The following is a 25,417-nucleotide window of genomic DNA, read 5'->3' on the forward strand; positions in this document are numbered from 1 at the left end:
GGCATACAATAGACCCGCCTAGGCTGAAGGTAAAGTAAGCATGGCGAAAAATAAACAGGAGGTCCATTACAATGGCAAAATACAGAAAATTAGGCAGAACATCCAATCAGAGAAAAGCATTATTACGTAATCAGGTAACACAGTTACTGTATCATGGAAAGATTCGTACAACAGAGGCAAAGGCAAAAGAGATTCGTAAAATTGCAGAAGGCCTGATCGCACTGGGTGTGAAAGAAAAAGATAACTACGAAGTTGTTAAGGTTCAGGCAAAAGTTGCCAAAAAAGATAAAGATGGCAAGAGAGTGAAAGAAGTTGTAGACGGCAAGAAAGTTACCGTATATGACACAGTAGAGAAAGAAATCAAAAAAGATCTGCCTTCCAGACTTCACGCAAGACGTCAGATGTTAAAGGTATTATATCCTGTAACAGAGGTTCCTGCTGAAGCTAAGGGAAGAAAAGCAAATACAAAGAAAATCGATTTAGCACAGAAGATTTTTGACGAGTACGGTCCAAAATATGCCGGACGTAACGGTGGTTACACCAGAATCGTCAAAATTGGACAGCGTAAAGGTGACGCTGCTCTGGAAGTTATCATCGAGTTAGTATAATGAATAAATGATCGGAGGAGACTGTTACGGCGGTCTCCTTTTTTGTCGTTGCGGCGGGAAGTGTCCACGTCGGAAGAAGAAAACATATGAATGAATCGAAGCGGCAATAAAGATGAATGAGTCTGATGATATTCAATGACGATCAACGATCAATGAGATGAATGATAGATAATAAGACAGCTATGAAAATAATAGAGACATTAAACCTGATTTTTAAATATAGAACTTACACAGAGGACCAGGAGATCCCAGAGGAGAAGACCGTCCTGGACGATGTGTCCATCTCCATAAAAAAGGGGAATTTTGTCGGTATCCTCGGTCATAACGGTTCCGGCAAATCCACCCTGGCCAGACAGCTGACGGCATTGCTGCAGCCTACGGACGGAGCTGTATTCATTAAAAACATGGATTCCTCTCTTCCGGAAAACATTATTCCAATCCGAAAGACAGCGGGCATGGTATTCCAGAATCCTGATAATCAGATCATCGGCAATCTGGTGGAGGAAGATGTGGCCTTTGGCCCCGAAAACCTGGGCGTTCCCACAGAGCAGATCTGGGGCAGGATAGCCGAAGCCCTGGAGGCAACGGGAATGACTGCCTATCGGGAACAGTCACCGGGGAGCCTCTCCGGCGGTCAGAAACAGAAGGTGGCTATTGCCGGAATCCTTGCCATGGAGCCAGAGTGTATCGTTTTCGATGAACCTACCGCCATGCTGGACCCAAGGGGAAGAAAGGAAGTGCTAGATGCCATCTGGCACCTCAATAAAGACAAAGGCATCACAGTCATCTACATCACCCATCATATTGAGGAAGTGGAGAATGCCGACTATATCTATGTGATGAACAAAGGACAGGTGGCCATGGAGGGACGTCCGGAGGAACTTTGGCCGCAGACAGAGACTCTGAAAAGCCTTGGTATTTCTCTGCCTTTTGACAAGGAACTGCTTTTGCTGCTGCGGCAGGGAGGTATGGAGATTCCGGCGAGGATCCAGACAGGAGAAGCGCTGGCAGAATATCTGACGGCATTTGGCGCCGGGAAGTATTGAGAACGATCATAAATAAAAGACAGATAGAAGATTATACAATACTGTTTGATACATTTGACAGGAAATTATTATGGGAATTGTTTTGAAAAATATTAGTTACCAATATAAAGATCAGTGGCAGAAAGAGAAACAATATGCCATCCGGGATATTAGTTTTTCTCTGGAAAAGGGAGAATATGCGGCGTTGATCGGCCACAGCGGTTCAGGAAAATCCACTCTTCTTCAACATTTAAACGGCCTGCTCCGCCCGGTTTCCGGCGAGTATTTGTTCGACGGAGAAAATGTTTTCGGAGGAAAGTTTCCTCTGCAAAAGCTCCGGCAAAAGGTAGCACTCTGTTTCCAGTACCCGGAATATCAGCTTTTTGAGGAAACTGTGCTGAAAGATATCTCCTTCGGACCAAAAAATCTGGGTTTTGACCAGCACACCTGCGAGGAAAAAGCAAGGAAGGCCATGGAACTTGTGGGAATCGCTCCCGACCTGGAAGATGCTTCGCCCTTTGCGCTCTCCGGAGGACAGAAAAGAAGAGTAGCACTGGCAGGCATTCTGGCCATGGAACCGGAATATCTCATTCTCGATGAACCGGTGGCAGGACTGGATGGTAAGGGAAAAGATAATCTGTTCTCCCTGCTTCGTTATCTCAATGAAGAAAAGAAGATCACTATTCTGCTGGTCTCTCATGACATGGACGATGTGGCAGCCAATGCCCGCCGGGTTCTTGTGATGAACCATGGCGAGCTGATCATGGACGACACTACAGAGAAGGTCTTTTCAAGAGAAAAAGAACTGAAAACCATAGGACTTGCCATACCTCAGGCACTGCAGTTCTACAACAGTCTGAAATCAGGAGGATATTTTAAAAACGTATCCGAAACCTGGAATAAAAAGAAAACGGTGGAGACAGCGCAGGCAGAAAGAAACGGAAAGACAGCGCAGGCAGAAAGAAATGGAAAGACACCGCTGACTGTAGAAGAACTGGCCATACGTATTTTGGAGGAAAACCGATGCTTCGAGAAATGACATTAGGACAATATTATAAGGCGGATTCTCCCCTTCACCGGCTGGATCCGCGGGTCAAACTGGCGGGAACGCTTCTGTTTGTGATCACTCTGTTTTTCCCGAAATCTGTGTTGGGCCTTGTGACGGCGACCCTGTTTCTGGGGATTATCATTGCCTTGTCCCGGGTGCCGTTTTCCATGGTGATCCGCGGCGTAAAACCGCTCTTTATCATCATTTGCTTTTCGGCTATTGTCAACCTTCTCTGCACACCGGGAACAGTACTTCTTGAGGCGGGACCTGTACGAATCACCCGGGAAGGTATCTGGATATCGTTTTATCTGGTGGTGCGTCTGGTGTATCTGGTCATGGGATCATCCATCATGACATTTACCACGACACCGAATCAGCTTACAGACGGACTGGAGAAATCTCTGGGATTCCTGCAGCACCTTCGGATACCGATTCATGAACTTTCTATGATGATTTCCATTGCCCTTCGTTTTATTCCGATCCTCACGGAGGAGCTGGATAAGATCATGAAAGCGCAGATGTCCAGAGGAGCGGATCTGGAATCCGGAAATATTCTTCAGAGAGCCAGAAAAATGCTGCCGGTATTGGTGCCGCTGTTTATTTCCGCCATCCGTCGTGCTTCTGACCTGGCCCTGGCCATGGACGCCCGGTGCTATAACGGCGGAGAGGGAAGAACGAAACTGAAACCACTTATATATAGAAGAAATGATTTTATCGCTTACGGGATTCTGTTCTTGTATGTGGCGGTGATGGTATTGTGGGGGTTTTGCTTCAGGTGGGATTTATAAAGGTGGTAACAGTTACCCAATCAAACAGACAATGACGTATGGCACATACGGATTCGCCCGACTCGACCCTCAGTCGGACTGACCGGGGGCAGGGGTATCATTGTAAAATGACTATATCAGTCCTCCTTCACAGCTCGCGGTCGAAAGCCGTATGTGTCCAAAACGTCATTTGCCTGTTGAAAAGCCTTTGTTTCACCTTTACAAACATCCTGTGCTACATTGACAAATCCGCAGGCTATAGCTACAGACGAATAGCTGATACCCAAATTTATGGTCGTATCTGTCTGGCATGAATCAGCAGAGCAAGCTGCACGGGCAGCACTTCTGTCGGTTTGGATCAGGTATTTTTGTTATCATCGATGGACCTTTTAACAGTCAAAAACTGCCACAATCTGTTGTCTTGCCAGGGTAGCCAGGATTCTTTGTAAATCTCTATATACGCAGACTGCATTTGGAGAAGACGAGGTATTGATATGGTTTGACGACGACTGTGAGCGCAGGCGTCTGATTTATATTGACGAAATACAGCCAGGTACCAGTCTGCCGAAGTGGAGGAGGAAAACTTTTATCAATGCCTTGTCTTCGGTAAAGCAGCCTTCTGTGGGCTGCAAAGAGATTTACAAATCCAAATTTAAAATAATAACAGGAGATTTTCATGAAACGATTTAAACTCACCGTTGCTTATGACGGAACCAACTACTGCGGCTGGCAGATTCAGCCTGGTGCTCCGACGGTGGAAGGCGAATTGAATAAAGCATTAAAACAGCTTACCGGCGAAGAGATTCAGGTAATTGGCGCCAGCCGGACGGATGCCGGCGTTCATGCCTATGGAAATGTGGCAGTTTTTGATTCCGGTACACCTATACCGGGGGAAAAGCTGCTTTTTGCTCTAAATCCTCGTCTGCCGGAGGATATCCGGATTGTGGATTCCTGCCAGGTGGAGGATGATTTTCATCCAAGGCACTGCGACACAAGAAAAACTTACGAATATCATATTCATACCGGTCGTACTCCGCTGCCAACCTGCCGGCTTTACAGCCACTGGATTCCACGTATGCTGGATGCGGATGCCATGAATGAAGCAGCTCGGTATCTGGTGGGAACCCATGATTTTAAAAGTTTCTGTGCTGCTCAGACTCAGGTAAAAACTACGGTGCGGACGGTCCTTGGGATCACGGTGGAGCAGCAGGAAAGTGATTTATGTGTGACGAAGACAGATATGGGGCAGAAACCGGAAAGATCTGATACTACATTTTCTCAGGATATCGTTATCCGCGTGGAGGGCGAAGGATTTCTCTATAACATGGTGCGCATCATCAGTGGTACACTGATCAAAGTCGGTCTTCATGGCTGGCCGCCGGAATATGTGAAAGAAATCCTCGAAAGCCGGGACAGAACCCGGGCGGGAGAAACCGCCCCGGCCAAAGGCCTGTTCCTGAAAAAAATTGAATATCTGTAAAAGGAGAAGTATGGTGCCGAAATATCATTGTCCTGTGTATTGTCTGAGAAAAGAGTCTATGATAAAATAAAAAAAGAACAACGCAGACTGATCAAAACAAAAATACGGGAGGATGAGTGTATGAAGAAAATGTATATGTTTGGCAGTATGCTGGCGCTGGCGTTGTTATTTTGTCTGATGCCATCCCGAACGGCGCAGGCGGCAAACCCGCAGCAAGCAGACCTGACAGGAAGCTATTATACCAATTATGATATCACCGGAGATGGGGTGAACGATACCATCCGGATCAGAAAAAGGCAGGTAGCATCCGGCGTTTATGATGGGTTTTATATGTCTGTAAACGGTCAGGAGGTTATTCATTTATTACATAATTATTATTTTTATGAGGACCATGTCAAACTGTATACGCTTCAGGATGGAACGGTCATTGTCTATATTTACCTGCAGGGAGATAATCTGGATGGCCCGTGTGGATTGTATGTCTATGGCAATGGAAGACTGAATCAGGTGTTGAATTTTCAGACATTTTTTAAATATGGAATGCATAATACCGGAGAAGTTCTTAAAGTATCCGGAAACCGCCTGAAAGTGAAGTTCTTTTCCATGTCCCAGGCATTTGCAGGGATTGATATGAAATATACTTATCAATATAAAAATGGGCGACTGATTCCTGTGACGAAGTACGGAAAAGTAAAAGTTTATAAAAAGAAACCAAAAAAACCGGCAACAGCGAGAAAGTCTTTCTGGCTGTACAAATCTGCCACTTCTTCCAGGAAAAAAATCCGGGTGAACAAAGGGCAGAAATTCCGGGTGGAGAAATGTTATGTGAACGGTTCCCAGGTACGTTTTAAAGTAAAGCTCACTAACGGCAGGAACGGATGGGTGAAGTCGCCGAAGCGTTTTCTCACAAAAGGTCCGTTGATAAAAGAAACTATGTATGCCGGATAAAAATATAAATATAGTATCCGCAGCCATATACGGCACAAGATTTTGTACTGTGTGTGGCTGCGGTTTTTCAGTGAAAAAAGATAAAATATCTTAAAAAATTCGTTGACACGCCCGGCCGGATATTATATAATATCTAACTGTGATATGCGAATAAATGCGTCTCAAAGCCCCGGGATGCATTTTTTTCATAGACCTGCACAGGCAGGATTGAATGTGATGGAGGGTCCGGACAGCCAGGAAGTCACATTCCGTACAAGATTGATTCAGATTTTAACAGGAGGAGACAGACTCATGAAAAGTTTTATGGCTAGCCCATCTACCATCACAAGAGACTGGTATGTAGTTGATGCTACAGGACATACATTAGGACGTTTAGCATCTGAAGTTGCTAAAGTTTTAAGAGGAAAAAACAAACCGATTTTCACACCACACATGGACTGCGGTGATTATGTAATTATCGTAAACGCTGACAAGATCAAAGTAACTGGTAAGAAATTAGACCAGAAGATCTACTACCATCACAGCGATTACGTTGGTGGAATGAAAGAAACCACTTTAAAAGAGAAACTGGCTAAGAAACCAGAACAAGTTCTTGAACTTGCCGTAAAAGGTATGCTTCCTAAAGGACCTCTTGGAAGACAGATGTACAGAAAGCTTTATGTATATGCTGGTCCAGATCACAAACATGCTGCACAGCAGCCAAAAGAGTTAGAAATCAAGTATTAATTTAAGGAGGAAAAGTAAGTGGCTACTACAAGATATTACGGAACTGGTAGAAGAAAAAGCAGTGTGGCAAGAGTTTACCTTATGCCAGGAACAGGAAAAGTAACAATCAATAAAAAAGATATGGATGATTACTTTGGATTTGACACATTAAAAGTTATCGCTCGTCAGCCATTGGAGTTAACATCCACAGCAGATAAATTTGACGTATTAGTAAACGTACACGGCGGCGGCTACACAGGACAGGCTGGTGCAATCCGTCACGGAATCGCAAGAGCTCTTCTGGAAGCAGATCCAGAGTTCCGTCCGGTATTAAAGAAAGCCGGATTCCTTACCCGTGACCCACGTATGAAAGAAAGAAAGAAATACGGTCTCAAAAAAGCTCGTAGAGCACCACAGTTCTCCAAACGTTAATTTCTGTTCATTTCGATATTGGTCGGAAGATTTTCTTCGATGTCGGAAAAGAACAGCAAAGAAGCTGTGTATAAATACAAAAGATTTTATATCCCGGAAGTTTTGGCTTCCGGGATTTTTTCATAGAGTTAAATGAATTTAAAGAAAATAGATTTAAACTATTATAATTTTCTGAAAAATTATTTTTTTAAATACAACGTAAAGTTTATTAAAAATTTATCTTTTCCCCCGGCCATCAGCCGGGGGTATTTTTCTGTCACACTTTCTAAAAATTTTTCTATTTTTTTACGATTTTTTTACCTATTCTACATATTGACACTTAAAATGTTTATATGATATCGTTGAAGAGATTTGCGGGTAAAGGAGGAAAGGCAATGAGAGAGAATTGCAGGGCATCGGCGGCATCTATAGAAGCTGCGTCGGGAGCTGTTTTCGGCATGTCGGTCAGAACAGCCATAAAGGCTGTATCAGCAGTGCTTCTGGCTGCGATGTTTGGCATTTTTCTGATCGTTGCTTTTCCGGCTGCGGAGAGCGGAAGCTCTGGTATGGATGCAGAGACAGTGTCTGTGCAGACGCTGCAGCGGCATGGCAGGAAGGCATATGCCAATGGGGATGTGCCATTGATTTCCAACGTAAGTGATTTACCTGTGATCAGCGATATCTATGATGAATATGATTTGAAAGTTGTACATAATCTTTCTGCAGGGCAGATGAAAAGTATGCAGGGAGTAGTATGGAAGATAGGGTGGATAGCGGCGGCCTTGTTTGCACTTTATGTTTATAAAGTATTTTTTCAGAAGGTGCGGCCTTATACATTTCGGCGGTCCTGCTTTTCCTGTGAGCTTATGATTCTGCTGAAAAAAGACGGGAAGAAGCGATGATGTGTATTACTGGAGAGAGAAGAATAGTCAGATAGGTATAGTCTGTCGGCAGAAGGTACGGGTTACATTTTAAGTAGAAATGATTTTAATAAGTAGAAATGTACGGACATAAAATGTACTGACTGTCGGGAAAAATTTATTACAGCGATTGAAAGGAGCTTTTATGGACACATCGTTTCTTTATTTTTGGGAAGGAATCTTTCAAAATCCGATGTTGTTAATTTCGGCTTTGTTTACACTGGGAGTTATTTTTGTTAATGGCTGGACGGATGCGCCGAACGCCATTGCAACTTGTGTGACGACCCGGTGTCTGAGACCGCGGCAGGCCATTATGATGAGTGCCGTGTTTAATTTCCTGGGTGTATTTGTGATGACACAGATCAACAGTTCTGTGGCATCTACTATTAGTAATATGGTAGATTTCGGGGATAATACTCAGAGCGCGTTGATCGCCTTATGTGCAGCGTTATTTTCCATTGTGGTTTACAGCGTGGCGGCATCATTTTTCGGAATACCGACCAGCGAGAGCCACAGCCTGATTGCAGGTCTTACAGGCGCTGCTATCGCTATTCAGGGAGGCGTGGACGGCGTCAATGGTGCAGAATGGGTTAAGGTTCTGTATGGCCTTGTGCTGAGCCTTGTGCTTGGTTTTGTGACAGGATGGGTCGTATGTAAGATCATCACGATCCTTTTCCAGAATATGGAGCGCAGAAAGGCCAATACTTTTTTCCGTTATGCGCAGATTGCCGGTGCGGCAGCCATGAGTTTTATGCATGGAGCGCAGGATGGACAGAAGTTTATCGGTGTTCTGTTTTTAGGTATCGCTTTTGCGGGTGGACAGAATTCCGTGGCAGGTATGGTGATTCCGGTCTGGCTGATGCTTCTGTGCAGTATCGTTATGGGACTTGGAACCAGCGTTGGCGGTGAGAAGATCATCAAGTCCGTGGGTATGGATATGGTAAAACTAGAGAGATATCAGGGCTTCTCTGCTGACGTGGCAGGTGCAATCTGTCTGCTTTATTCCAGTCTGTTTGGTATTCCGGTATCGACAACCCATACGAAGACCAGCGCTATCATGGGCGTGGGAGCAGTAAAAAGATTATCCGCCATTAATTTTGGTGTGGTTAAAGACATGATGCTGACCTGGATCTTCACATTCCCGGGATGCGGACTGATCAGTTTTGTAATTGCAAAATTATTTATGTTTATTTTCGGATAAATATCATTACTATATACGGAGGAAAAAGAAATGTCAAAAAAGCAAGATTCTTTTTATTATAATAATTTTATCAGCTGTGCGGAATATTCCTGTAAGGCAGTACATTTACTGAAAAATATACTGACAGATTTTAACCCGGATGAGATTTCATCAAAAATGGATGAGATTCATGACATTGAACATAAGGCCGATGATACAAAACATGAGATGACGGATAAGCTGGCCAAAGCATTTATCACACCGATTGAGAGAGAAGATATCATTGAGCTCAGTCATCATATTGATGATGTGACAGATAAGGTGGAAGAGGTTCTCATCCGTGTGTACATCAATAATGTGAAGGCGATTCCACAGGAAGCGCTGCAGCTTCTGGATATCGTCTGCAGATGTTGTGAGGAAGTGGAGGATCTTTTGAGAGAGTTTGCGGATTTCAAACATTCCAAGCGCCTGCGAGACAAGATTATTGCCATTAATACACTGGAAGAAGAGGCAGATGCTTTATATATTTCCAGTATGAGAAAACTTCACACAGAAGATAATGATGTACTGCATATCATCGCATGGTCTGAAATATACAGCTACATGGAGAAATGTGCAGACGCCTGTGAACATGTGGCAGATACAGTTGGCAGCGTGGTGATGAAGAATTCCTAAAATTGGGATTTGTCGCTTTGAACCTATAGGGTTTGAAATGATCCCGATGAAGAAGAACAGACGAGATTAGCGGCTTTATATGTATCATAGAAAAACGCAGTCAGGGAAGTCTCCTCCTCCACTTCGGCAGGCTGGCAGGTTCTTCTCTTTCTATGACTGTCATCGACGCCTGCGCTCACAGTCGTCGTCGATCTTCCCTGATCCGTTTTTCTATCATGATCACATATGCCGCAAATCCCTGTCTCCTGCATCACCCGGATGATAGCAAAAATACCTGATTCAAACCGACAGGAAAGCTACCTGTGTGGCTTGCTCTGCAGGTTCATGCCAGACAGACGCGACCATAAATTTGGGTATCCGCTGATTCGTCTGTAGTCATAGCCTGCTGTTTCGCCAACGTAGCGCAGGATTTGTAAAGATGGAACAGGGGCTTTTCAACGGACAGATGACGTTTTGGACACATGCGGCTTTCGACCGCGAGCTGTGAAGGAGGATGAACGGAATCGTCTGATAAAGGTATTTTTGACAGTCCGACTGAGGGTCGAGCCGGGCGAATCCGTATGTGCCTTACGTCATTGTCTGTTTGATCGGGTAACTGTTACCACCTTTACAAATCCAAATTTTTTTTACGCATCAGATACTTTCTGGTGCTTTTTTTGAGCCGTTAACAAAAGAGTATTTGCAAAAAAGAAAGTCACTGTCGTCATATTGGCTTTACATCCGTAAGATGATATAATAAGACAACAGGAGAATGGGAGGTAAAAGGAGGGATTTTATGTTTACGATGTTTAATTCGGAAAGCTTATGGATTGGAACAGATTTGAACTTGTTTAACAGGATTCGGGATGCTCTGCAGGATGCGGAGATTCCATACAAATATAAAACGAAAAATCATCTGTCCGATTGGGGTGGTCATGGAACCGTGCGGGGGAGAACGGGAAGTATCGGCAATCCGACAGGGCAAATGTATCAGTATGAGATTTTTGTGCGCAATGAAGATTACGAGCGGGCAAAGCGATTGATATGACAAATAGGATCAGCAGGCGGTCACAGCGGTATTTTCTGTGGCTGTGAAATACGGATTCTGTTATATATTGCATTGGCAAAAGAAGTCTGTGTCATTAAAATTGGGAGAGAAGGATATGGGATTCTGGATATTTATGCTGTTTTGTGATCTGTTGATTCCTGCTGTCATGATTGGATTTGGAAAGAGATGGCAGAAGAAACCGCCGAAGGAGATCAACAGTATATATGGGTATCGAACAACCATGTCAATGAAGAATAGGGATACCTGGATATTTGCTCATCAGTACTGCGGAAAGATTTGGTACATTTGTGGGTGGATTCTTCTTGTGCTGTCCGTGGCGCTTATGTTTTTGAGCGTGGGAAAAGACGAGGATACCGTGGGAGTTTTGGGGCTGGTCATCTGCCTGATTCAGATTGTTCCGCTTTGTGTCTCCATTATTATGACAGAACGGGGACTTCGCAGGTATTTTGATAAAAAAGGGAGAAGGTTGTTTTCAGGAACACCGGAAGGTGGTTATGATCAAAAAACGGAGGATGATCATGTTACCAAGAATCAGTTTTCTGAAAAAGAAGAAAATGCACTGGCGCTTTGCATGTCTCTGGGAATGTGTTTTGGCATAGGGGCAGGAGTGATTGTCGGAGTTTGGACGGGACAGCTGCCTGTATGCATGATTTTTGGCGTCAGCATCGGTCTGGGAGCCGGGACGGTGATTGGACTGCTGCTTAGAAAGGAGAATCATGATTAAACCGGACGGAAAACATCGGGTATCAAAAATAGATACTTATTTAAATGTGGCGGAGGCATTTGCCTATCGCAGTACCTGTATTAAAAGAAAGTACGGAGCTGTCATTGTAAAAAATGATGTGGTGGTGTCGACGGGTTATAATGGTTCGCCAAGAGGATATGATAATTGTTGTGATATCGGGATTTGTCCGCGGATGGAGAGAAATATGCATCAGGGAGAGGGGTATGATATCTGCCGCGCCATTCATGCGGAGCAGAATGCTCTGCTGAATTGTTCCAGAGAGCAGACCATAGGAGCGGATTTATATCTGACAGGTATCAATCCTTCTGATAATTCCATCCACCGGGCGCGGCCCTGTCCGCTCTGTGCCAGACTGATCATCCAGGCAGGAATACGAAATGTGATCATGCGTACAGGAGGGGATGCGGATGCGTATGTGATCGTGCCAGCGGAAAAGCTGATGTGGCATCATTAGATTGGGATTTGTAAATCTCTTTGCAGCCCACAGAAGGCTGTTTTACCGAAGACAAGGCATTGATAAAAGTTCTCCTCCTCCACTTCGGCAGACTGGTATTTGGCTGTATTTCGTCAATATAAATCAGACGCCTGCGCTCACAGTCGTCGTCAAACCATATCAATACCTCGTCTTCTCTAAATGCAGTCTGCGTGCATAGAGATTTACAAAGAATCCTGGCTACCCTGGCGAAACAACAGATTGTGGCAGTTTTGATTATTAAACGGTCCCATCGATGATAACAAAAATACCTGATTCAAACCGACAGAAGCGCTACCTGTGCAGATCGCTCTGCTGGTTCATGTCAGACAGACGCGACCGTAAATTTTGGTATCCGCTGATTCATCTGTAGCCATAACCTGCTGTTTTGTCAGCGTAGCACAGGATTTTTGTAAAGGTGGAACAAAGGTTTCTCAACAGGCAGATGGCGTTTTGGACACATACGGCTTTCGGCCGCGAGCTGTGAAGGAGGACTGGGGAAGACATCTCATAAAGATATCCCTGGACCGTCCGACTGAGGGCCGAGACGGGCGAATCCGTATGTGTCCTTGCGACATTGTCTGTCTGAGCAGATAGCTGTTACCACCTTTACAAATCCAAATTTTCAGGGAGGTAATGTACATGGGAAAATTAACATTTAAAAGACAAATCATTTTCGGAATTGTACTGATCTTAGCTGGAAATATGCTTGCGTTTGTTTCTCATAACGGTATATTTTCGAATATTGTGTGGGTCATATATGGTCTTTTATTTATTATAAATCCTGTTTTTCCTGAAAGATATAGATATAATGAGAAAAAGGCTAAAATGGGGGTGAGGATTGCGGGGACAGCTTGTATTATAGTTGGTCTGATCAGTCGGTTTATTGTATAAATTCTGAGTGATGCAATTAATCAATCCGGAAAAGGAGGAAGTATGCGTGAAGTAAATCCGATGGATACGAACAGGGCTGTGAGCTGGCAGATGTATATTGACGCGCCGATGCCCATGGTGACAATATTTAAAACCTTAGATATCACCAGATTGATGCGGCTTAAGGAAAGCGGATATAAGCTGAACATGCTGTTGTGTTTCTGTATCCTGCAGGCAGCGGCCGGGACCGGAGAATTCCGGCTTCTTCCGGTGGGAAAAAAGATGATGGAGTATGACAAGATTGGTATCAATGTCATTGTTGCCAATGAAAACGGCGGCATTAATTCCTGTGATATCCCGTTTGAGAGCAGTCTGGAAACGTTCAATGCCAGATATCTGGAACTGACAGAACAGGTGCGGCGGACCTGTGTTGATCATGAAATACAGGATCACATGATCGTGGGGACGTCCAGTCTGGTAAAGTATGATATTGACGGAGCGGTGAATATGTACAGCGGCATTTTTAATAATCCTTTTCTGATCTGGGGCAAATACAGAACAGAGTCAGAGAGGGTGAAACTGCCGTTGTCCTTTCAGTTTCACCATGTGCAGATGGATGGCATGGAGGCCTGTGAATTTCTGGAAAATGTGCAGAGAAAGGTGGATATTTTGGCGGAAGAAATTGCAGAAAACAGGGCGATTTAAAATAATTGGGCAAAAAAGGCAGTATATAATCAATAACACAGGGGAGATTACAAATATTTGGAGGAGATAGTATATAATGATTATGAATTTTCATCCGTGGAAAATTGACGTTGACGTCGATGCCACCAGACAATTTTATGAGGAGAATGACTGTGCGGAGGACAGGGATATCAACCAAAAGTTTTATGACAAAATGTCTCAGGCTCAGAAAGATTTTTTTGCATCCATCGGGGTGGACATTCAAAAGATAAAAGCGAAAGAAAGGATACATGAGATTCCCGGCGAGGAGGATCTGCCGGGTGGAAAAGTGTACATAAGAACACTGGATTTTCTGTTCTGCGGCAGGTTTTTATCTATTCCGGATTACCAGCAGCACATTTACAGTGATGAGGAAATCACCGGGCTGGAACTTCCGGATACCCTTCGGGTCGTTACGATGCCGGAAGGAGAAAAACTGCCGGTATATGATATTGACGGCTGGGCCTGCGTGTTTAAACACCCGTTTTTCCGCATGGAAGAGTGCCAGTATAAAAAATGGGACTGCGGCTATGTGATGGGCTCCATCCTGCTGATGAAAGATTTATAAAAACAGACATAGGGAGAGAAGAGCAGCAACATGATCAGAAAATTTGTACCGGAAGATTTGCAGGAGGTTATGTCCATCTGGCTGGAAACCAATCAGAAAGCTCATGATTTTATTGCTTCTGATTACTGGAGCAGCCACTATGAGATGGTGAAAGAAATGCTGCCCCGGGTAGAAGTGTATGTGTTTGAAACAGATGAAAAAAATGTCCGGGCAGCCGGGAAGATATACGAAGAGGCGGCCGCGGATATCAGAGAACATACTGTCCGCAGATTGGCCGGATTCATCGGTATCACCGGCGGCTATATTGCCGGAATCTTTGTGAAAGAAGGAGAACAGTCCCGGGGAGTGGGAAAGCAGCTGCTTGACCATGCAAAGAAGGGCAGAAGGAGACTCACATTGCAGGTCTATGAAAAAAATGACCGTGCCATACATTTTTATCAGCGGGAGGGATTTCATGTGAGATACTCCGATGTGGATGAGAATACGGGAGAGGCGGAGTTTTTGATGGAGTGGAAAGAGCAAGATATCAATAGAAAAAACAAATAGTATCTTTGATAAGAGAGCATACAGCAGCGGAGATAGATAGCAAGAACAAAAAGTGCCCGAAACCATATCTTTGTCATTCGTTCAAGACAAGGAAAGTGGTATTCGGGCATCTTTCTTTAATAGAAATTCTTATGTAATGAAAAGGCCTCTGCCTTTACAGGATCGTAATACCTCTGTAATGAAAAAGTCTCTGTCTTTACAGGATCGTAATGCCTCTTGCAGCCGCCTCATCATAAATCTCGTCCGGCCATACGGAAACCTGAATCTCGCCGATGTGAGCCTTCCGCAGGAAGAACATGCAGATGCGGGACTGGCCGATGCCGCCGCCGATAGTCTGCGGAAGCTTGCCTTCCAGTAAAGCTTTCTGGAATGGCAGTTTGGCTCTTTCTTCGCAGCCGGCTTTTTTCAGCTGCTCGGCAAGGCTTTCCGCGTTGACACGGATACCCATGGAAGAGAGCTCCAGGGCGATGTCCAGAACCGGATAGTAAACAAGGATGTCGCCGTTTAATTTCCAGTCATCGTAGTCCGGCGCGCGGCCGTCATGTTTTTCGCCGTTGGAGAGAATGTCGCCAATCTGCATTAAGAAAACGGCGCCGTATTTTTTGACGATCTCGTATTCCCGCTCTTTGGCGCTCATGCCCGGATACAGATCCACCAGTTCCTGGGTGGTGATGAAAGTGATCTCTTCCGGGAGGAAACATTCCACATAGTCGTATTTGTTGGCCACATATTTTTCTGTGACACGCAGAGCCTCATATACGGCCTTGACCGTATCCCGGAGAGTCTGTTCATTTCTTTCGTCTTCCGGAATGATTTTTTCCCAGTCCCACTGATCCACGAAGATCGAGTGGATGTTGTCGGTATCCTCATCCCGGCGGATGGCGTTCATATCTGTGTATAAACCTTCTCCCACGTTGAAATTATAACGTTTTAACGCGAGACGTTTCCACTTGGCGAGAGAGTGGACGATCTCAAAAGGTTTGTCGTCCTGCTCTTTGACGCCAAAGCTTACCGGGCGTTCCACGCCGTTTAAGTTATCATTGAGGCCGGATTCCGGGGAAACGAAAAGCGGAGCGGACACTCGTTTCAGGTTCAGCTCTGCGGCCAGTTCCCGCTGGAAAAAGTCTTTGACCTGCTTGATGGCAATCTGTGTTTCTTTTAAATTCAGGAGAGGTTTGTACCCCTCCGGAATAACGATTTGACTCATAAAAATCCCCTTCCTATAATTCGCAGTTGTTAACGGTCCTTGGGAATGGAATGACGTCACGGATGTTGCTCATGCCTGTCAGATACATGACGCAGCGCTCAAAACCGAGGCCAAAACCGGAATGCCTTGCGGAACCATATTTACGAAGATCCAGATAAAATTCATAATCTTCTCTGTTCAGTCCCAGTTCATCCATTCTTGCCACCAGTTTGTCGTAATCATCTTCACGCTGGCTTCCGCCGATGATTTCTCCGATTCCTGGAACCAGGCAGTCCATGGCGGCTACCGTCTTATTATCTTCGTTCATCTTCATATAGAAGGCCTTGATTTCTTTCGGGTAGTCAGTGACGAATACCGGACGTTTAAATTCTTTCTCTGTCAGATAACGCTCGTGTTCTGTCTGTAAATCACAGCCCCAGCTTACCTTGTATTCAAATTCATCATTGTGTTTTTCCAGGATGGCAATGGCGTCGGTGTAGGTCACATGGGCAAAATCAGATTCTGCCACATGGCGGAGACGCTCGATGAGTCCTTTATCCACAAATTTGTTGAAGAACTCCATTTCTTCCGGCGCATTTTCCAGGACATAGTTGATCACGTATTTTAACATGCTCTCTGCAAGAATCATATTATCCTGCAGGTCGGCAAATGCCATCTCCGGCTCGATCATCCAGAATTCGGCCGCATGTCTGGTGGTATTGGAGTTCTCCGCCCGGAACGTCGGTCCGAACGTATAAATGTTTTTAAATGCCATGGCGTAGGTTTCTCCGTTCAACTGGCCGCTGACAGTCAGGTTGGTCGGTTTGCCAAAAAAATCTTTTGTGAAGTCCACAGTGCCGTCAGCAGTTTTCGGGATATTCTGAAGATCCAGTGTGGTCACCTGGAACATTTCTCCGGCACCCTCGCAGTCGCTTCCTGTGATCAGCGGGGTGTGCACGTAGACGAAATCTCTCTCCTGGAAAAACTTGTGAATCGCGTAGGCGATCAAAGAGCGCACACGGAATACCGCCTGGAAGGTATTGGTCCGGGGACGGAGATGGGAAATCGTCCGGAGATATTCGAAACTGTGGCGTTTTTTCTGCAGCGGATAATCCGGAGCAGATGCACCCTCAATCTGCACTTCGCTGGCCTGCACCTCAAACGGCTGTTTTGCCTGCGGGGTCGGCACAAGGGTGCCTTTTACGATTAACGCAGCGCCCACATTCAGCTTGGTGATGTCGGCAAAATTGCTGAGGGTATCTGAATAAACCACCTGCAGCGGTTCAAAAAAAGTACCGTCGTTGACTACCAGGAATCCAAAAGTTTTGGAATCTCGTTTGCTTCTCAGCCAGCCGCCGATGGTGATTTCCTGATTGAGATACTGCTCCCGATTCCTGTACAAATCTTTAATTGATGTCAGTTCCATTCTCAAAGCTCCTTTGCTTTTTATTTAGTTTTTGTTTTTCTGTGCTTCTGCGTCAGTTTTGCAGAAAACACGGCGCATACTCGAGTTATAGTCTACTATATTCTAAAAAATAGTGCAAGAATGAGGTGGATTTTTTCCGGACAGAACGATAGAAAATATGTCAGGGGCGGACATGAAACAAAACAGGAACAAGCGAAAAATAAAAAAGGAGAAGAAAAATCCTTCTCCTCTCTGTTCATACACTGTTATGAGATTACTTTTTTAAAGTCAATGGCTCCGTGCTTACACAGCGGGCAGATGAAATCAGCCGGAAGTTCTTCTCCCTCATACACATAACCGCAGATCTGACAGACCCAGGTCACCTTTCCGGTTTTTGGAGCTGCCGGAGCCGGTTTGATATTTTTCTGATAATAGGTGTAAGTGGTGGACGGATCATCGGAAAGCTTTTCTCCGGCGACGACGTCGGCGATGAACATAGTATGAGTGCCAAGATCAATGCTCTGCACTACCTTTGCGGAAATATAAGCATTGGTTCCCTCGGTGATATAGCAGATGCCGTTGTCTGCTCTCTTAGCGGCGGTATAACCGTCAAACTTGTCCACATCCCGTCCGCTCTGGAAGCCAAAATGTTTGAAGGTGTCAAAACTTGCCTTCTCTGACAGGATGGATACATTAAATTCACCGGTACGCTCGATCATACCATGAGTATAATTGGCTTTGTTGACTGTCAGGGAGATTCGAAGCGGTGTATCGGTAACCTGCGCAGCGGTATTGGTGATACATCCGTTATCTTTATCGCCTTCTTTGGCGGTCACAACAAATAATCCGTAAGTCAGTGAAAACATTACGCTGTTATCCATAAGTAAACTCCTTTCTCTGGTCTCTGAAGATGAAAGCCGCGCGGAAAATACAGACGGCCAAAGCAGAAACGTCTGTAAGGATATCTGTTGGTGGAATCCATCTGCAAAGCTGTTCATTGTTATTTTTAGATAATTATAACAGACATGCGAGTAATGTTCAACAATAAAAATAGTAATTATTATTAATTTATAAAGCGCTTTGGCCATGTGACCGGTCAGCTGTGTCAGCAGAGTGTTTCCGGGATATCATGACTGAACAGTTATAATATGTACAGAAAACAGAATAATTTTGCTTGTCTCATACAGAGGTTTATGATATCCTGTATACAAATGAAAATCAGCTCTGACGGCAAGGAATACCGAGCGGGAATAGTTGAGGAGAAATCGTTGAGACGATAGAGAAAACAGAAGATTCAAAAGCAGGATGCGGCAGGACCACAGAAAATGTACGGAACAGATGCCGGGATATCTGGCATGAAGCCGAAAACAGATAGAAGGGCAGAGTCTGTTCTTTTGAGGTGGTATCTGCATGTTTTGCAAAGTCCCTGGAGGAATTCCGGCAGGACGATGTTATATTATTGACGATGGTAATTCATATCCTGAAATATTTCTTTTGCGATCAGAACTCCTTTATTTCCATTGCCGGAAGGGCAGTGAAAATAAAAGGAGTTTTTTTATGTTAAAAATCGCGATATACGGAAAAGGCGGCATTGGCAAATCCACCATCACCAGCAATCTGGCAGCGGCTTTCGCCACCCTTGGCAAAAAGGTAATCCAGATTGGCTGTGATCCGAAGGCAGATTCCACCATTAATTTACTGGGCGGCACCACGCCGATGCCGGTGATGAATTACATGAGAGAATATGATGAGGATCCGGAAACCATCGAAGATATTTCCAAAGAGGGCTTCGGCGGCGTCCTCTGCATTGAGACCGGCGGCCCGACGCCGGGCCTTGGCTGCGCCGGAAGAGGCATCATCGCCACATTCCAGCTGCTGGAGGATCTGGAACTTTTTGAGAAACGGCAGCCGGATGTTGTGCTTTATGACGTGTTAGGCGATGTGGTCTGCGGAGGTTTCGCCGCTCCGATCCGGGAAGGCTACGCCAGCAATGTGCTCATTGTGACCTCTGGTGAGAAAATGGCGCTCTACGCCGCCAACAACATCAACACGGCCGTCAAAAACTTCGAGGACAGAAGCTACGCGAAGGTCTACGGCATCGTACTCAACCACCGCAATGTGGAAAATGAAAAAGAAAAAGTGCAGGCCTTTGCCGACGCCGCAGGTCTGCCGATCGTCGGAGAAATCGCCCGCAGCCCGGAAATCACCTACTACGAAGACCGCGGGAAGACGGTGGTGGAAGGAGACCCGGATTGTGAAGTGAGCCGGTCATTTTTGAAATTGGCGGAGGAACTGCTGGCAGCAGAGTAGTTGTCGGTTTGAAGCTACATTTATATGAAGAAGGATAGAGGGAGGAAGTGAAGAATGAACAAAACGACAGTGGAGACAGACAATAAAGTCCCAGGTACGAAGAATGCACCGGGGGCCTGTGAATCTTGTTCTGTGGGAGAAGAGAAGGAAGGACGCCGGGCGTTCTGCCTGACTGCCAGGGAGTTGGTAGAGGCGGGGAAGGATGCTCTGGCCGATGAGATGATCATTAACAGGCATCTGATCTACAGTTCGCCGGCCACGCTGGCCTTTAACTCACCGGGAGCTCAGGGGTTCGGTGTAAAGCGGGCAGGACTCGCGATTCCGGGTTCGGTGATGCTTCTGGTGGCGCCGGGGTGCTGTGGAAGAAATACGACAATTTTAAGTGAACTGGGCGGTTACAGCGACCGGTTTTATTATCTGATGATGGACGAGACCGATATTGTCACCGGAAGACATTTGAAGAAAATCCCGCAGGCAGTGCAGGAGATTTATGACGGCAGGGAAGAAAAGCCGACGGTGGTGATGATCTGTATCACCTGTGTGGATGCGCTGCTGGGCACCGATATGGAGCGGGTCTGTAAAAAGGCACAGGAGACTGTGGGTATTCCGGTGCTTCCTTGTTATATGTACGCATTGACAAGAGAGGGACGGAAACCGCCGATGGTTCATGTGCGCCAGTCCATTTATTCTCTGCTGGAGCCGCGGAAGAAAAAAAGCACTTCGGTGAACCTGCTGGGACATTTTGCGCCGCTCATGGACGACTGCGAGCTTTATGAACTGCTGCGGCAGGCGGGGGTGAAAACCATCCGGGAAATTTCCCGCTGTGAAAGCTATGAGGAATATCTGTCCATGGCGGAGGCGAATTTTAATCTGGTGCTGGACCCGGAGGCCAGATATGCGGCGGAAGATATCCGCAAACGGCTGAACATTCCGTGGATTGAGTTGACCAGACTTTATCAGATGGATAAAATCGCCCGGCAGTACGAGCTGTTCGCCGCGGCCATCGGGGTGAAGATGGATGACAGCACATACCGCGCGCAGGCGGAAACGGCCGTGAAAGATTTCAAAGAAAAATATCCGAAACTGACGTTTTCAGTGGGCGAAGGCTGCAACGGAAATGCTTTCGAGCTTTCCCTGGCGCTGATCCGCTATGGCTTCTCTGTGGCGGAAATCTTTGCCAGCATCGGAGAAAATGATTTCCTCTACCTGGAAAAGATTGCGCAGTTAAGCCCGGAAACCCGCGTCTATTCCAACCTGGAACCGACTATGATCTACTACGACTGCGCGGAAGCGCCGGCAGATATTACCATCGGAAAAGACGCCGCTTACTACCATCCGGAAGCAGCGCATCTGGAATGGAGCGACGATATCCAGCCGTTTGGATACGCGGGTGTGCGGCATTTCTTTGCGGCATGTGAGGAGGTATTGAAATGTAGGGATTTGTAAAGGTGGTAACAGCTATCTGCTCAGACAGACAATGACGTAAGGTCACATACGGATTCGCCCGTCTCGGCCCTCAGTCGGACTGACCAGAGGTATCATTGTAAAATGACTACTTCAGTCCTCCTTCACAGCTCGCGGTCGAAAACCGTATGTGACCAAAACGTCATTTGCCTGTTGAGAAACCTTTGTTCCACCTTTACAAAAATCCTGTGCTACGTTGACAAAGCAGCAGATATTCATTAATGATGAATATATCAGGTTATTCGTGGCTGGCTCGCAGGATGATCGACTTTTCTCCTGGCTGTTTCACTTTGTGAATTAACCGTTTTATCAGGCTTCAGATACTGCTGGAAATTGAATTTTCGACGATGAAACCATTCAACGGTCAACGACTGCCACAACCTGTTGTTTCGCCAGGGTAGCCAGGATTCTTGTAAATCTCTATGCACACAGACTGCATTTGGAGAAGACAAGCCATTGATAGGGTTTGACGACGACTGTGAGTGCAGGCGTCTGATGATTTTGATATACAGCTATAGACAAGTACCAGCCTGCCGAAGTGGAGGAGGAGAACTTTTATCAATGACTTGTCTTCGGTAAAGCAGCCTCCTGTATGCTGCACAGAGATTTACAAATCCCAATTTTAGAAAGCAAAAGGAGACAATATGAAAGGACTTAGAAAATATATCGCCCCGTTTGCCCCGGATCAGTCCGGCGCCACCGCTGTGTTCTGTGAACTGGGCGGTCTGGTGATTATACTGGATGCCGGCGGCTGTGCGGGAAATGTCTGCGGTTTTGACGAACCGCGATGGTTTGACAGCAAGAGCGCCATATTCAGCGCGGGACTGCGGGATATGGACGCTATTCTCGGAAGAGATGACAAGCTGGTGGAAAAAATCAGCAAAGCCTGCGAAAAAATAGATGGTAACTTTGTGGCGGTGATCGGAACACCGGTTCCGGCGGTGATCGGGACAGACTATTCTGCTTTAAAGCGGATGATCGAGAAGAAAACGGGTTTTCCGACGGTGACAGTAGATACGGGCGGCATGGAATTATACGATGACGGCGTGAAAAAAGCTTCTCTGGAACTGTTCCGTACCTTTACAGGAAAGGGGATCTTTTCCGGGAAGGGTACAGTGGCGGAAGGAAGCGGAGATATCCTTCCGGGCACCCTTGGAATCATCGGAGCCACACCGATGGATGTGGTGGAGACAAAAGAACCGGATGCTCTGAAACAGTATTATCAAAGGAAAGGCTGGCAGCAGGTATTTTCTTACGGCATGGGTGCGGGCCTTGACACTGTGGAACAGGCGGGACGGGTGGAGAAAAATCTGGTCATCGCTCCGGCAGGGCTGGCGGCGGCCAGATATCTGGAAAAGAAATACGGCACCCCGTATGAAGCAGAGTATCCGCTTCCGATTCTCCCGGGATTTGAGACGCTGATGGAAGAGATAGTCAGGAAAGAACGAAAGAAAGTCCTCATTGTTCATCAGCAGGTGCTGGCCAATTCTCTGAGAGAGGCTGTCCGGGAGCACAGCGATGCAGAGATTACAGTCGCCTCCTGGTTTATGCTGGAAAAAGAATTAAAAGAAGCAGGAGATATTCATCTGAAAGAGGAAGACCAGTGGATTTCTCTGGTACAGGACGGCGGTTACGACCTGATCATCGGAGAGAATCTGTTTATGCGGGCGGTGCCGGAGTACGCCGGGGACTTCCTGCCGCTTGCGCATTTTGCGGTTTCCGGAAAGAGGCATGTATAAACGGATGGAGAAAGAAAAGATCATCAAAAAAGAAAATCAGACAGAAAGGGCAAAGCCCGAAGTGACATCGGTAAAGGATGGCCGGCAGACAATCTGCATCCGTGTTTTCGGCATTGTGCAGGGCGTTGGTTTCCGGCCCACGGTAAGCCGGCACGCGGAGAAAAACCATATCCGTGGCAGTGTGTGCAACATGGGACCCTATGTGGAAATATGGGCGCAGGGTCAGAAAGAGAATCTGGAGAATTTCTGCCGGGATATTAAAGAGCGGCCGCCGGAGCGGGCGGTGATCCTGAAGATGGATGTGGAAGAACAGGAAAAGGCTCCGGTCTTTGATACATTTTCCATCATAGAGAGCGGGAAGATCCAGGGAGATATTTTTGTGTCCCCGGACATTGCCATCTGTGAAAAATGTAAGGAAGAAATGTACGATAAAAATAACCGGAGATATCTGCACCCTTTCATCAACTGTACCTGCTGCGGGCCGAGGCTGACGATCTTAGACGCCATGCCCTATGACAGGGAGCGGACCAGCATGGCGGAGTTTCCCATGTGCGAAACCTGTGAGTGGGAATACACGCATCCGGAGACCAGGCGGTATGACGCCCAGCCGGTCTGCTGCAATGACTGCGGGCCGCAGGTGTATCTGCTGGATGAAAATGCCGGTTGTGCAAAAGGTGCAGGGATCGTCCGGGGCGCCGACGCCATCCGCCGGGTGCGGAAGGTGATCAGTGAGGGCGGCATTGCCGCCATCAAGGGAATTGGAGGTTTTCATTTGTGTTGTGACGCTTCTAATGAGGAAGCGGTGGCTCTGCTGCGCCGCAGGAAGAAGCGGCCGATGAAGCCCTTTGCCGTCATGATGAAAGATATGGAGACGGTAAAAAGAGAATGCGGGGTGGATGCAGCCCGGGAGGAGATTCTGGACGGTCATCAAAAGCCCATTGTTTTGCTGCCCCGGAAACCGGGCGGGAAACTCTGTCCGTCGGTGGCACCGGGCAATCCGAAAGTGGGAGTGATGCTTCCTTATGCACCCATTCAGCTGCTTCTTTTTGATTATAATGATGACACGGAGGTGTCCGACTGTCTGGTGATGACCAGCGCCAATACGTCCGGGGCTCCCATCTGCCGGGATGACGAAGATGCCCGCCGGGAGCTTTTGGGTCTCTGTGATATCATTTTATCCCACGACCGTCTGATCCGGATCCGGGCCGATGATACAGTGATGGATTTCTTCCGGGGAGAACCGTATATGATCCGACGTTCCAGGGGCTATGCACCGCTGCCGGTCATGATGAGTGCGGACTGGCAGGGAGAGGTGCTGGCGGTGGGCGGCGAGCTGAAAAATACCTTCTGTGTGGGGAAAAATGCGCTGCTGTATCCGTCGCCGTATATCGGAGACATGGGTGATGTGCGGACCGTGCGGGCACTGACAGAATCCATGGAGCGCATGTGCCGGCTGCTGGAGGCGAAGCCTGTGCTGGCGGCCTGTGACATGCATCCCGGTTACAATACCACGGCGACCGCCGAAGAACTGGGACTGCCGCTTCTCAAGGTACAGCATCACTATGCTCACATTTTATCCTGTATGGCGGAAAACGACTGGAGAGAACCGGTCATCGGCGTTTCCTTTGACGGTACCGGTTACGGCACGGACGGCAGCATCTGGGGCGGCGAGATCCTGGCCGCCGATTATGGGGGATTTACCCGCATGGCGTCGGTGGAGCCTTTCCTTCAGGTGGGCGGCGACCTGTCTGCAAAGGAAGGCTGGCGCATTGCCGTTTCCCTGCTAAAAGATATTTACGGGGAGGAGGAAGCCTGCCGGAAGGCACAGGAGTGGAAACTGTGCACCGGCCAGGAGGCGGCGATTCTTTGCAAAATGGCAGAGAGGGGTATCAACACCGTGACATCCACCAGTGCCGGACGTCTTTTTGATGCGGTCAGTGCGCTGCTGGGCATCTGCCGGAGCTCCACCTTTGAGGGGGAGGCATCCACTTCCCTGCAGTTTGCCGCGGAAGCCTATCTGAAGAAATGTGGGGAGGAGACGGGAGTAGAACCCGTAATCCCTCAGGATGAACAAAAATATCTGTTGACGATGCCCGTTGAGGATGCCGTCAGGAAAGCGGACGGTGGTGGACAGGGGGATGAACGGCAGTTTCTGCTGAAAACCGGCAGTCTGATCCGGATGGTGGCGGAGGGCAGGCAGGCGGGGGAAGAACCTGGCTATCTGGCCTGGCTGTTTCATCGGGAACTGGCGGAGATGATCGCAGCGGCCTGCATGGAGATCCGCCGGCAGACCGGAAGAAATACCGTGGCTTTAAGCGGAGGAGTGTATCAGAATCTTCTGCTGCTCCGGTACAGTGTGGAACGACTGGAAGAAGAGAAATTCCATGTGCTGACCCATCACCTGATTCCGCCCAATGACGGCGGTATCTGTCTCGGACAAGCAGTGGCGGCCATGGCGTATCTGCAGCGCAAAGAACGGCAGTAGTGATACGATATTTAAGGTGATGTAACATTTGATATGATATAACGTTTAAAAAGATATAATATTTGTAGCAGTAATTGAAGAAAAAG

Annotated in this window: 25 protein-coding genes and 1 pseudogene; 23 read left to right on the plus strand and 3 right to left on the minus strand. The window is 46.8% G+C overall.

Translation table 11 applies throughout. From position 1 onward, the window contains the following. The first annotated feature begins 71 nt into the window (after positions 1-71). The 19 genes and pseudogenes from B5E53_RS10135 to B5E53_RS10225 all read left to right on the plus strand — a co-directional run bounded on the left by B5E53_RS10135 (position 72) and on the right by B5E53_RS10225 (position 14,742). Entirely contained in the window at positions 72-608 is a 537-nt protein-coding gene (locus B5E53_RS10135; protein ID WP_087281728.1) for a L17 family ribosomal protein, read from the plus strand. 182 nt (positions 609-790) lie between these two features. Beyond that, positions 791-1,654, plus strand: a complete 864-nt coding sequence (locus B5E53_RS10140) for an energy-coupling factor transporter ATPase (RefSeq protein ID WP_087314733.1) — start codon at positions 791-793, stop codon at positions 1,652-1,654. A gap of 70 nt (positions 1,655-1,724) precedes the next feature. Further along, on the plus strand, positions 1,725-2,672 hold the full coding sequence (locus tag B5E53_RS10145) for an energy-coupling factor transporter ATPase (RefSeq protein ID WP_087314649.1): 948 nt from the start codon (positions 1,725-1,727) through the stop codon (positions 2,670-2,672). Then, positions 2,657-3,469, plus strand: a complete 813-nt coding sequence (locus B5E53_RS10150) for an energy-coupling factor transporter transmembrane component T (protein ID WP_087314651.1) — start codon at positions 2,657-2,659, stop codon at positions 3,467-3,469. The genes B5E53_RS10145 and B5E53_RS10150 overlap by 16 nt, the downstream gene beginning before the upstream one ends. A 468-nt stretch (positions 3,470-3,937) precedes the next feature. After that, positions 3,938-4,138, plus strand: coding sequence for a hypothetical protein (locus B5E53_RS10155; RefSeq protein ID WP_087314652.1), 201 nt, complete (start codon positions 3,938-3,940; stop codon positions 4,136-4,138). Further along, positions 4,125-4,928, plus strand: coding sequence for a tRNA pseudouridine(38-40) synthase TruA (gene truA, locus B5E53_RS10160; RefSeq protein WP_087314654.1), 804 nt, complete (start codon positions 4,125-4,127; stop codon positions 4,926-4,928). Before B5E53_RS10155 ends, truA begins: the two co-directional genes overlap by 14 nt. A gap of 120 nt (positions 4,929-5,048) precedes the next feature. Then, the gene (locus B5E53_RS10165) at positions 5,049-5,876 is read left to right on the plus strand and encodes a hypothetical protein (RefSeq protein WP_140401479.1); all 828 of its coding nucleotides are present in this window, start codon (positions 5,049-5,051) and stop codon (positions 5,874-5,876) included. A 291-nt stretch (positions 5,877-6,167) separates the two neighbouring features. Continuing rightward, positions 6,168-6,602, plus strand: a complete 435-nt coding sequence (gene rplM, locus B5E53_RS10170; protein WP_087281738.1) for a 50S ribosomal protein L13 — start codon at positions 6,168-6,170, stop codon at positions 6,600-6,602. Positions 6,603-6,620: 18 nt separating this feature from the next. After that, the gene (gene rpsI / locus B5E53_RS10175; RefSeq protein WP_087314658.1) at positions 6,621-7,013 is read left to right on the plus strand and encodes a 30S ribosomal protein S9; all 393 of its coding nucleotides are present in this window, start codon (positions 6,621-6,623) and stop codon (positions 7,011-7,013) included. Positions 7,014-7,387: 374 nt separating this feature from the next. Continuing rightward, positions 7,388-7,894 carry a hypothetical protein gene (locus B5E53_RS10180; protein ID WP_087314660.1) on the plus strand — a complete coding sequence of 169 codons (507 nt, stop codon included), beginning with the start codon at positions 7,388-7,390 and terminating at the stop codon, positions 7,892-7,894. A gap of 163 nt (positions 7,895-8,057) precedes the next feature. Next, positions 8,058-9,113, plus strand: a complete 1,056-nt coding sequence (locus B5E53_RS10185; RefSeq protein ID WP_087314662.1) for an inorganic phosphate transporter — start codon at positions 8,058-8,060, stop codon at positions 9,111-9,113. A gap of 30 nt (positions 9,114-9,143) precedes the next feature. Further along, positions 9,144-9,767 carry a DUF47 family protein gene (locus B5E53_RS10190; protein WP_087314664.1) on the plus strand — a complete coding sequence of 208 codons (624 nt, stop codon included), beginning with the start codon at positions 9,144-9,146 and terminating at the stop codon, positions 9,765-9,767. Between the two features lie 775 nt (positions 9,768-10,542). Then, a complete protein-coding gene (locus B5E53_RS10195; protein ID WP_087314667.1) occupies positions 10,543-10,794 on the plus strand; it encodes a hypothetical protein in 252 nt (83 codons plus the stop codon). Positions 10,795-10,909: 115 nt separating this feature from the next. Then, positions 10,910-11,281: pseudogene (locus tag B5E53_RS19740) on the plus strand (SdpI family protein); the annotation flags it as partial. A gap of 250 nt (positions 11,282-11,531) precedes the next feature. Then, positions 11,532-12,014 carry a dCMP deaminase family protein gene (locus tag B5E53_RS10205; RefSeq protein ID WP_087314670.1) on the plus strand — a complete coding sequence of 161 codons (483 nt, stop codon included), beginning with the start codon at positions 11,532-11,534 and terminating at the stop codon, positions 12,012-12,014. 660 nt (positions 12,015-12,674) lie between these two features. Continuing rightward, positions 12,675-12,926 (plus strand): SID1 transmembrane family member, encoded by a 252-nt coding sequence (locus B5E53_RS10210; protein ID WP_242963622.1) that lies wholly within the window; start codon positions 12,675-12,677, stop codon positions 12,924-12,926. 42 nt (positions 12,927-12,968) lie between these two features. Continuing rightward, positions 12,969-13,610 carry a CatA-like O-acetyltransferase, family 2 gene (locus B5E53_RS10215; RefSeq protein WP_087314674.1) on the plus strand — a complete coding sequence of 214 codons (642 nt, stop codon included), beginning with the start codon at positions 12,969-12,971 and terminating at the stop codon, positions 13,608-13,610. 76 nt (positions 13,611-13,686) lie between these two features. Then, positions 13,687-14,196: a hypothetical protein gene (locus B5E53_RS10220; protein WP_087314676.1), complete on the plus strand. Its 510-nt coding sequence runs from the start codon at positions 13,687-13,689 to the stop codon at positions 14,194-14,196. Between the two features lie 30 nt (positions 14,197-14,226). After that, positions 14,227-14,742, plus strand: a complete 516-nt coding sequence (locus B5E53_RS10225; protein WP_087314678.1) for a GNAT family N-acetyltransferase — start codon at positions 14,227-14,229, stop codon at positions 14,740-14,742. A gap of 196 nt (positions 14,743-14,938) precedes the next feature. On the opposite strand, the gene asnA is transcribed toward B5E53_RS10225, so the two are convergent. From asnA to B5E53_RS10240, 3 genes are all read right to left on the minus strand, one after another. Further along, positions 14,939-15,949, minus strand: coding sequence for an aspartate--ammonia ligase (gene asnA, locus B5E53_RS10230; protein WP_087314680.1), 1,011 nt, complete (start codon positions 15,947-15,949; stop codon positions 14,939-14,941). Positions 15,950-15,962: 13 nt separating this feature from the next. Beyond that, positions 15,963-17,354, minus strand: a complete 1,392-nt coding sequence (asnS, locus tag B5E53_RS10235; RefSeq protein ID WP_087314682.1) for an asparagine--tRNA ligase — start codon at positions 17,352-17,354, stop codon at positions 15,963-15,965. A gap of 245 nt (positions 17,355-17,599) precedes the next feature. After that, positions 17,600-18,214: a flavin reductase gene (locus B5E53_RS10240; RefSeq protein WP_087314684.1), complete on the minus strand. Its 615-nt coding sequence runs from the start codon at positions 18,212-18,214 to the stop codon at positions 17,600-17,602. A gap of 676 nt (positions 18,215-18,890) precedes the next feature. On the opposite strand from B5E53_RS10240, the gene B5E53_RS10245 reads away from it, so the two are divergent. The 4 genes from B5E53_RS10245 to hypF all read left to right on the plus strand — a co-directional run bounded on the left by B5E53_RS10245 (position 18,891) and on the right by hypF (position 25,331). Beyond that, positions 18,891-19,643, plus strand: coding sequence for a nitrogenase iron protein NifH (locus tag B5E53_RS10245; protein ID WP_087314686.1), 753 nt, complete (start codon positions 18,891-18,893; stop codon positions 19,641-19,643). Positions 19,644-19,697: 54 nt separating this feature from the next. Next, positions 19,698-21,089 (plus strand): nitrogenase component 1, encoded by a 1,392-nt coding sequence (locus B5E53_RS10250; protein WP_087314688.1) that lies wholly within the window; start codon positions 19,698-19,700, stop codon positions 21,087-21,089. Positions 21,090-21,751: 662 nt separating this feature from the next. Next, a complete protein-coding gene (locus B5E53_RS10255) occupies positions 21,752-22,846 on the plus strand; it encodes a nitrogenase component 1 (RefSeq protein ID WP_087314690.1) in 1,095 nt (364 codons plus the stop codon). Then, entirely contained in the window at positions 22,839-25,331 is a 2,493-nt protein-coding gene (gene hypF / locus B5E53_RS10260) for a carbamoyltransferase HypF (RefSeq protein WP_242963624.1), read from the plus strand. Before B5E53_RS10255 ends, hypF begins: the two co-directional genes overlap by 8 nt. Positions 25,332-25,417: the final 86 nt, after the last annotated feature.

Origin of the sequence: Eubacterium sp. An11 (assembly GCF_002161065.1) — a bacterium.
Classification (GTDB): domain Bacteria; phylum Bacillota; class Clostridia; order Lachnospirales; family Lachnospiraceae; genus Anaerobutyricum; species Anaerobutyricum faecale.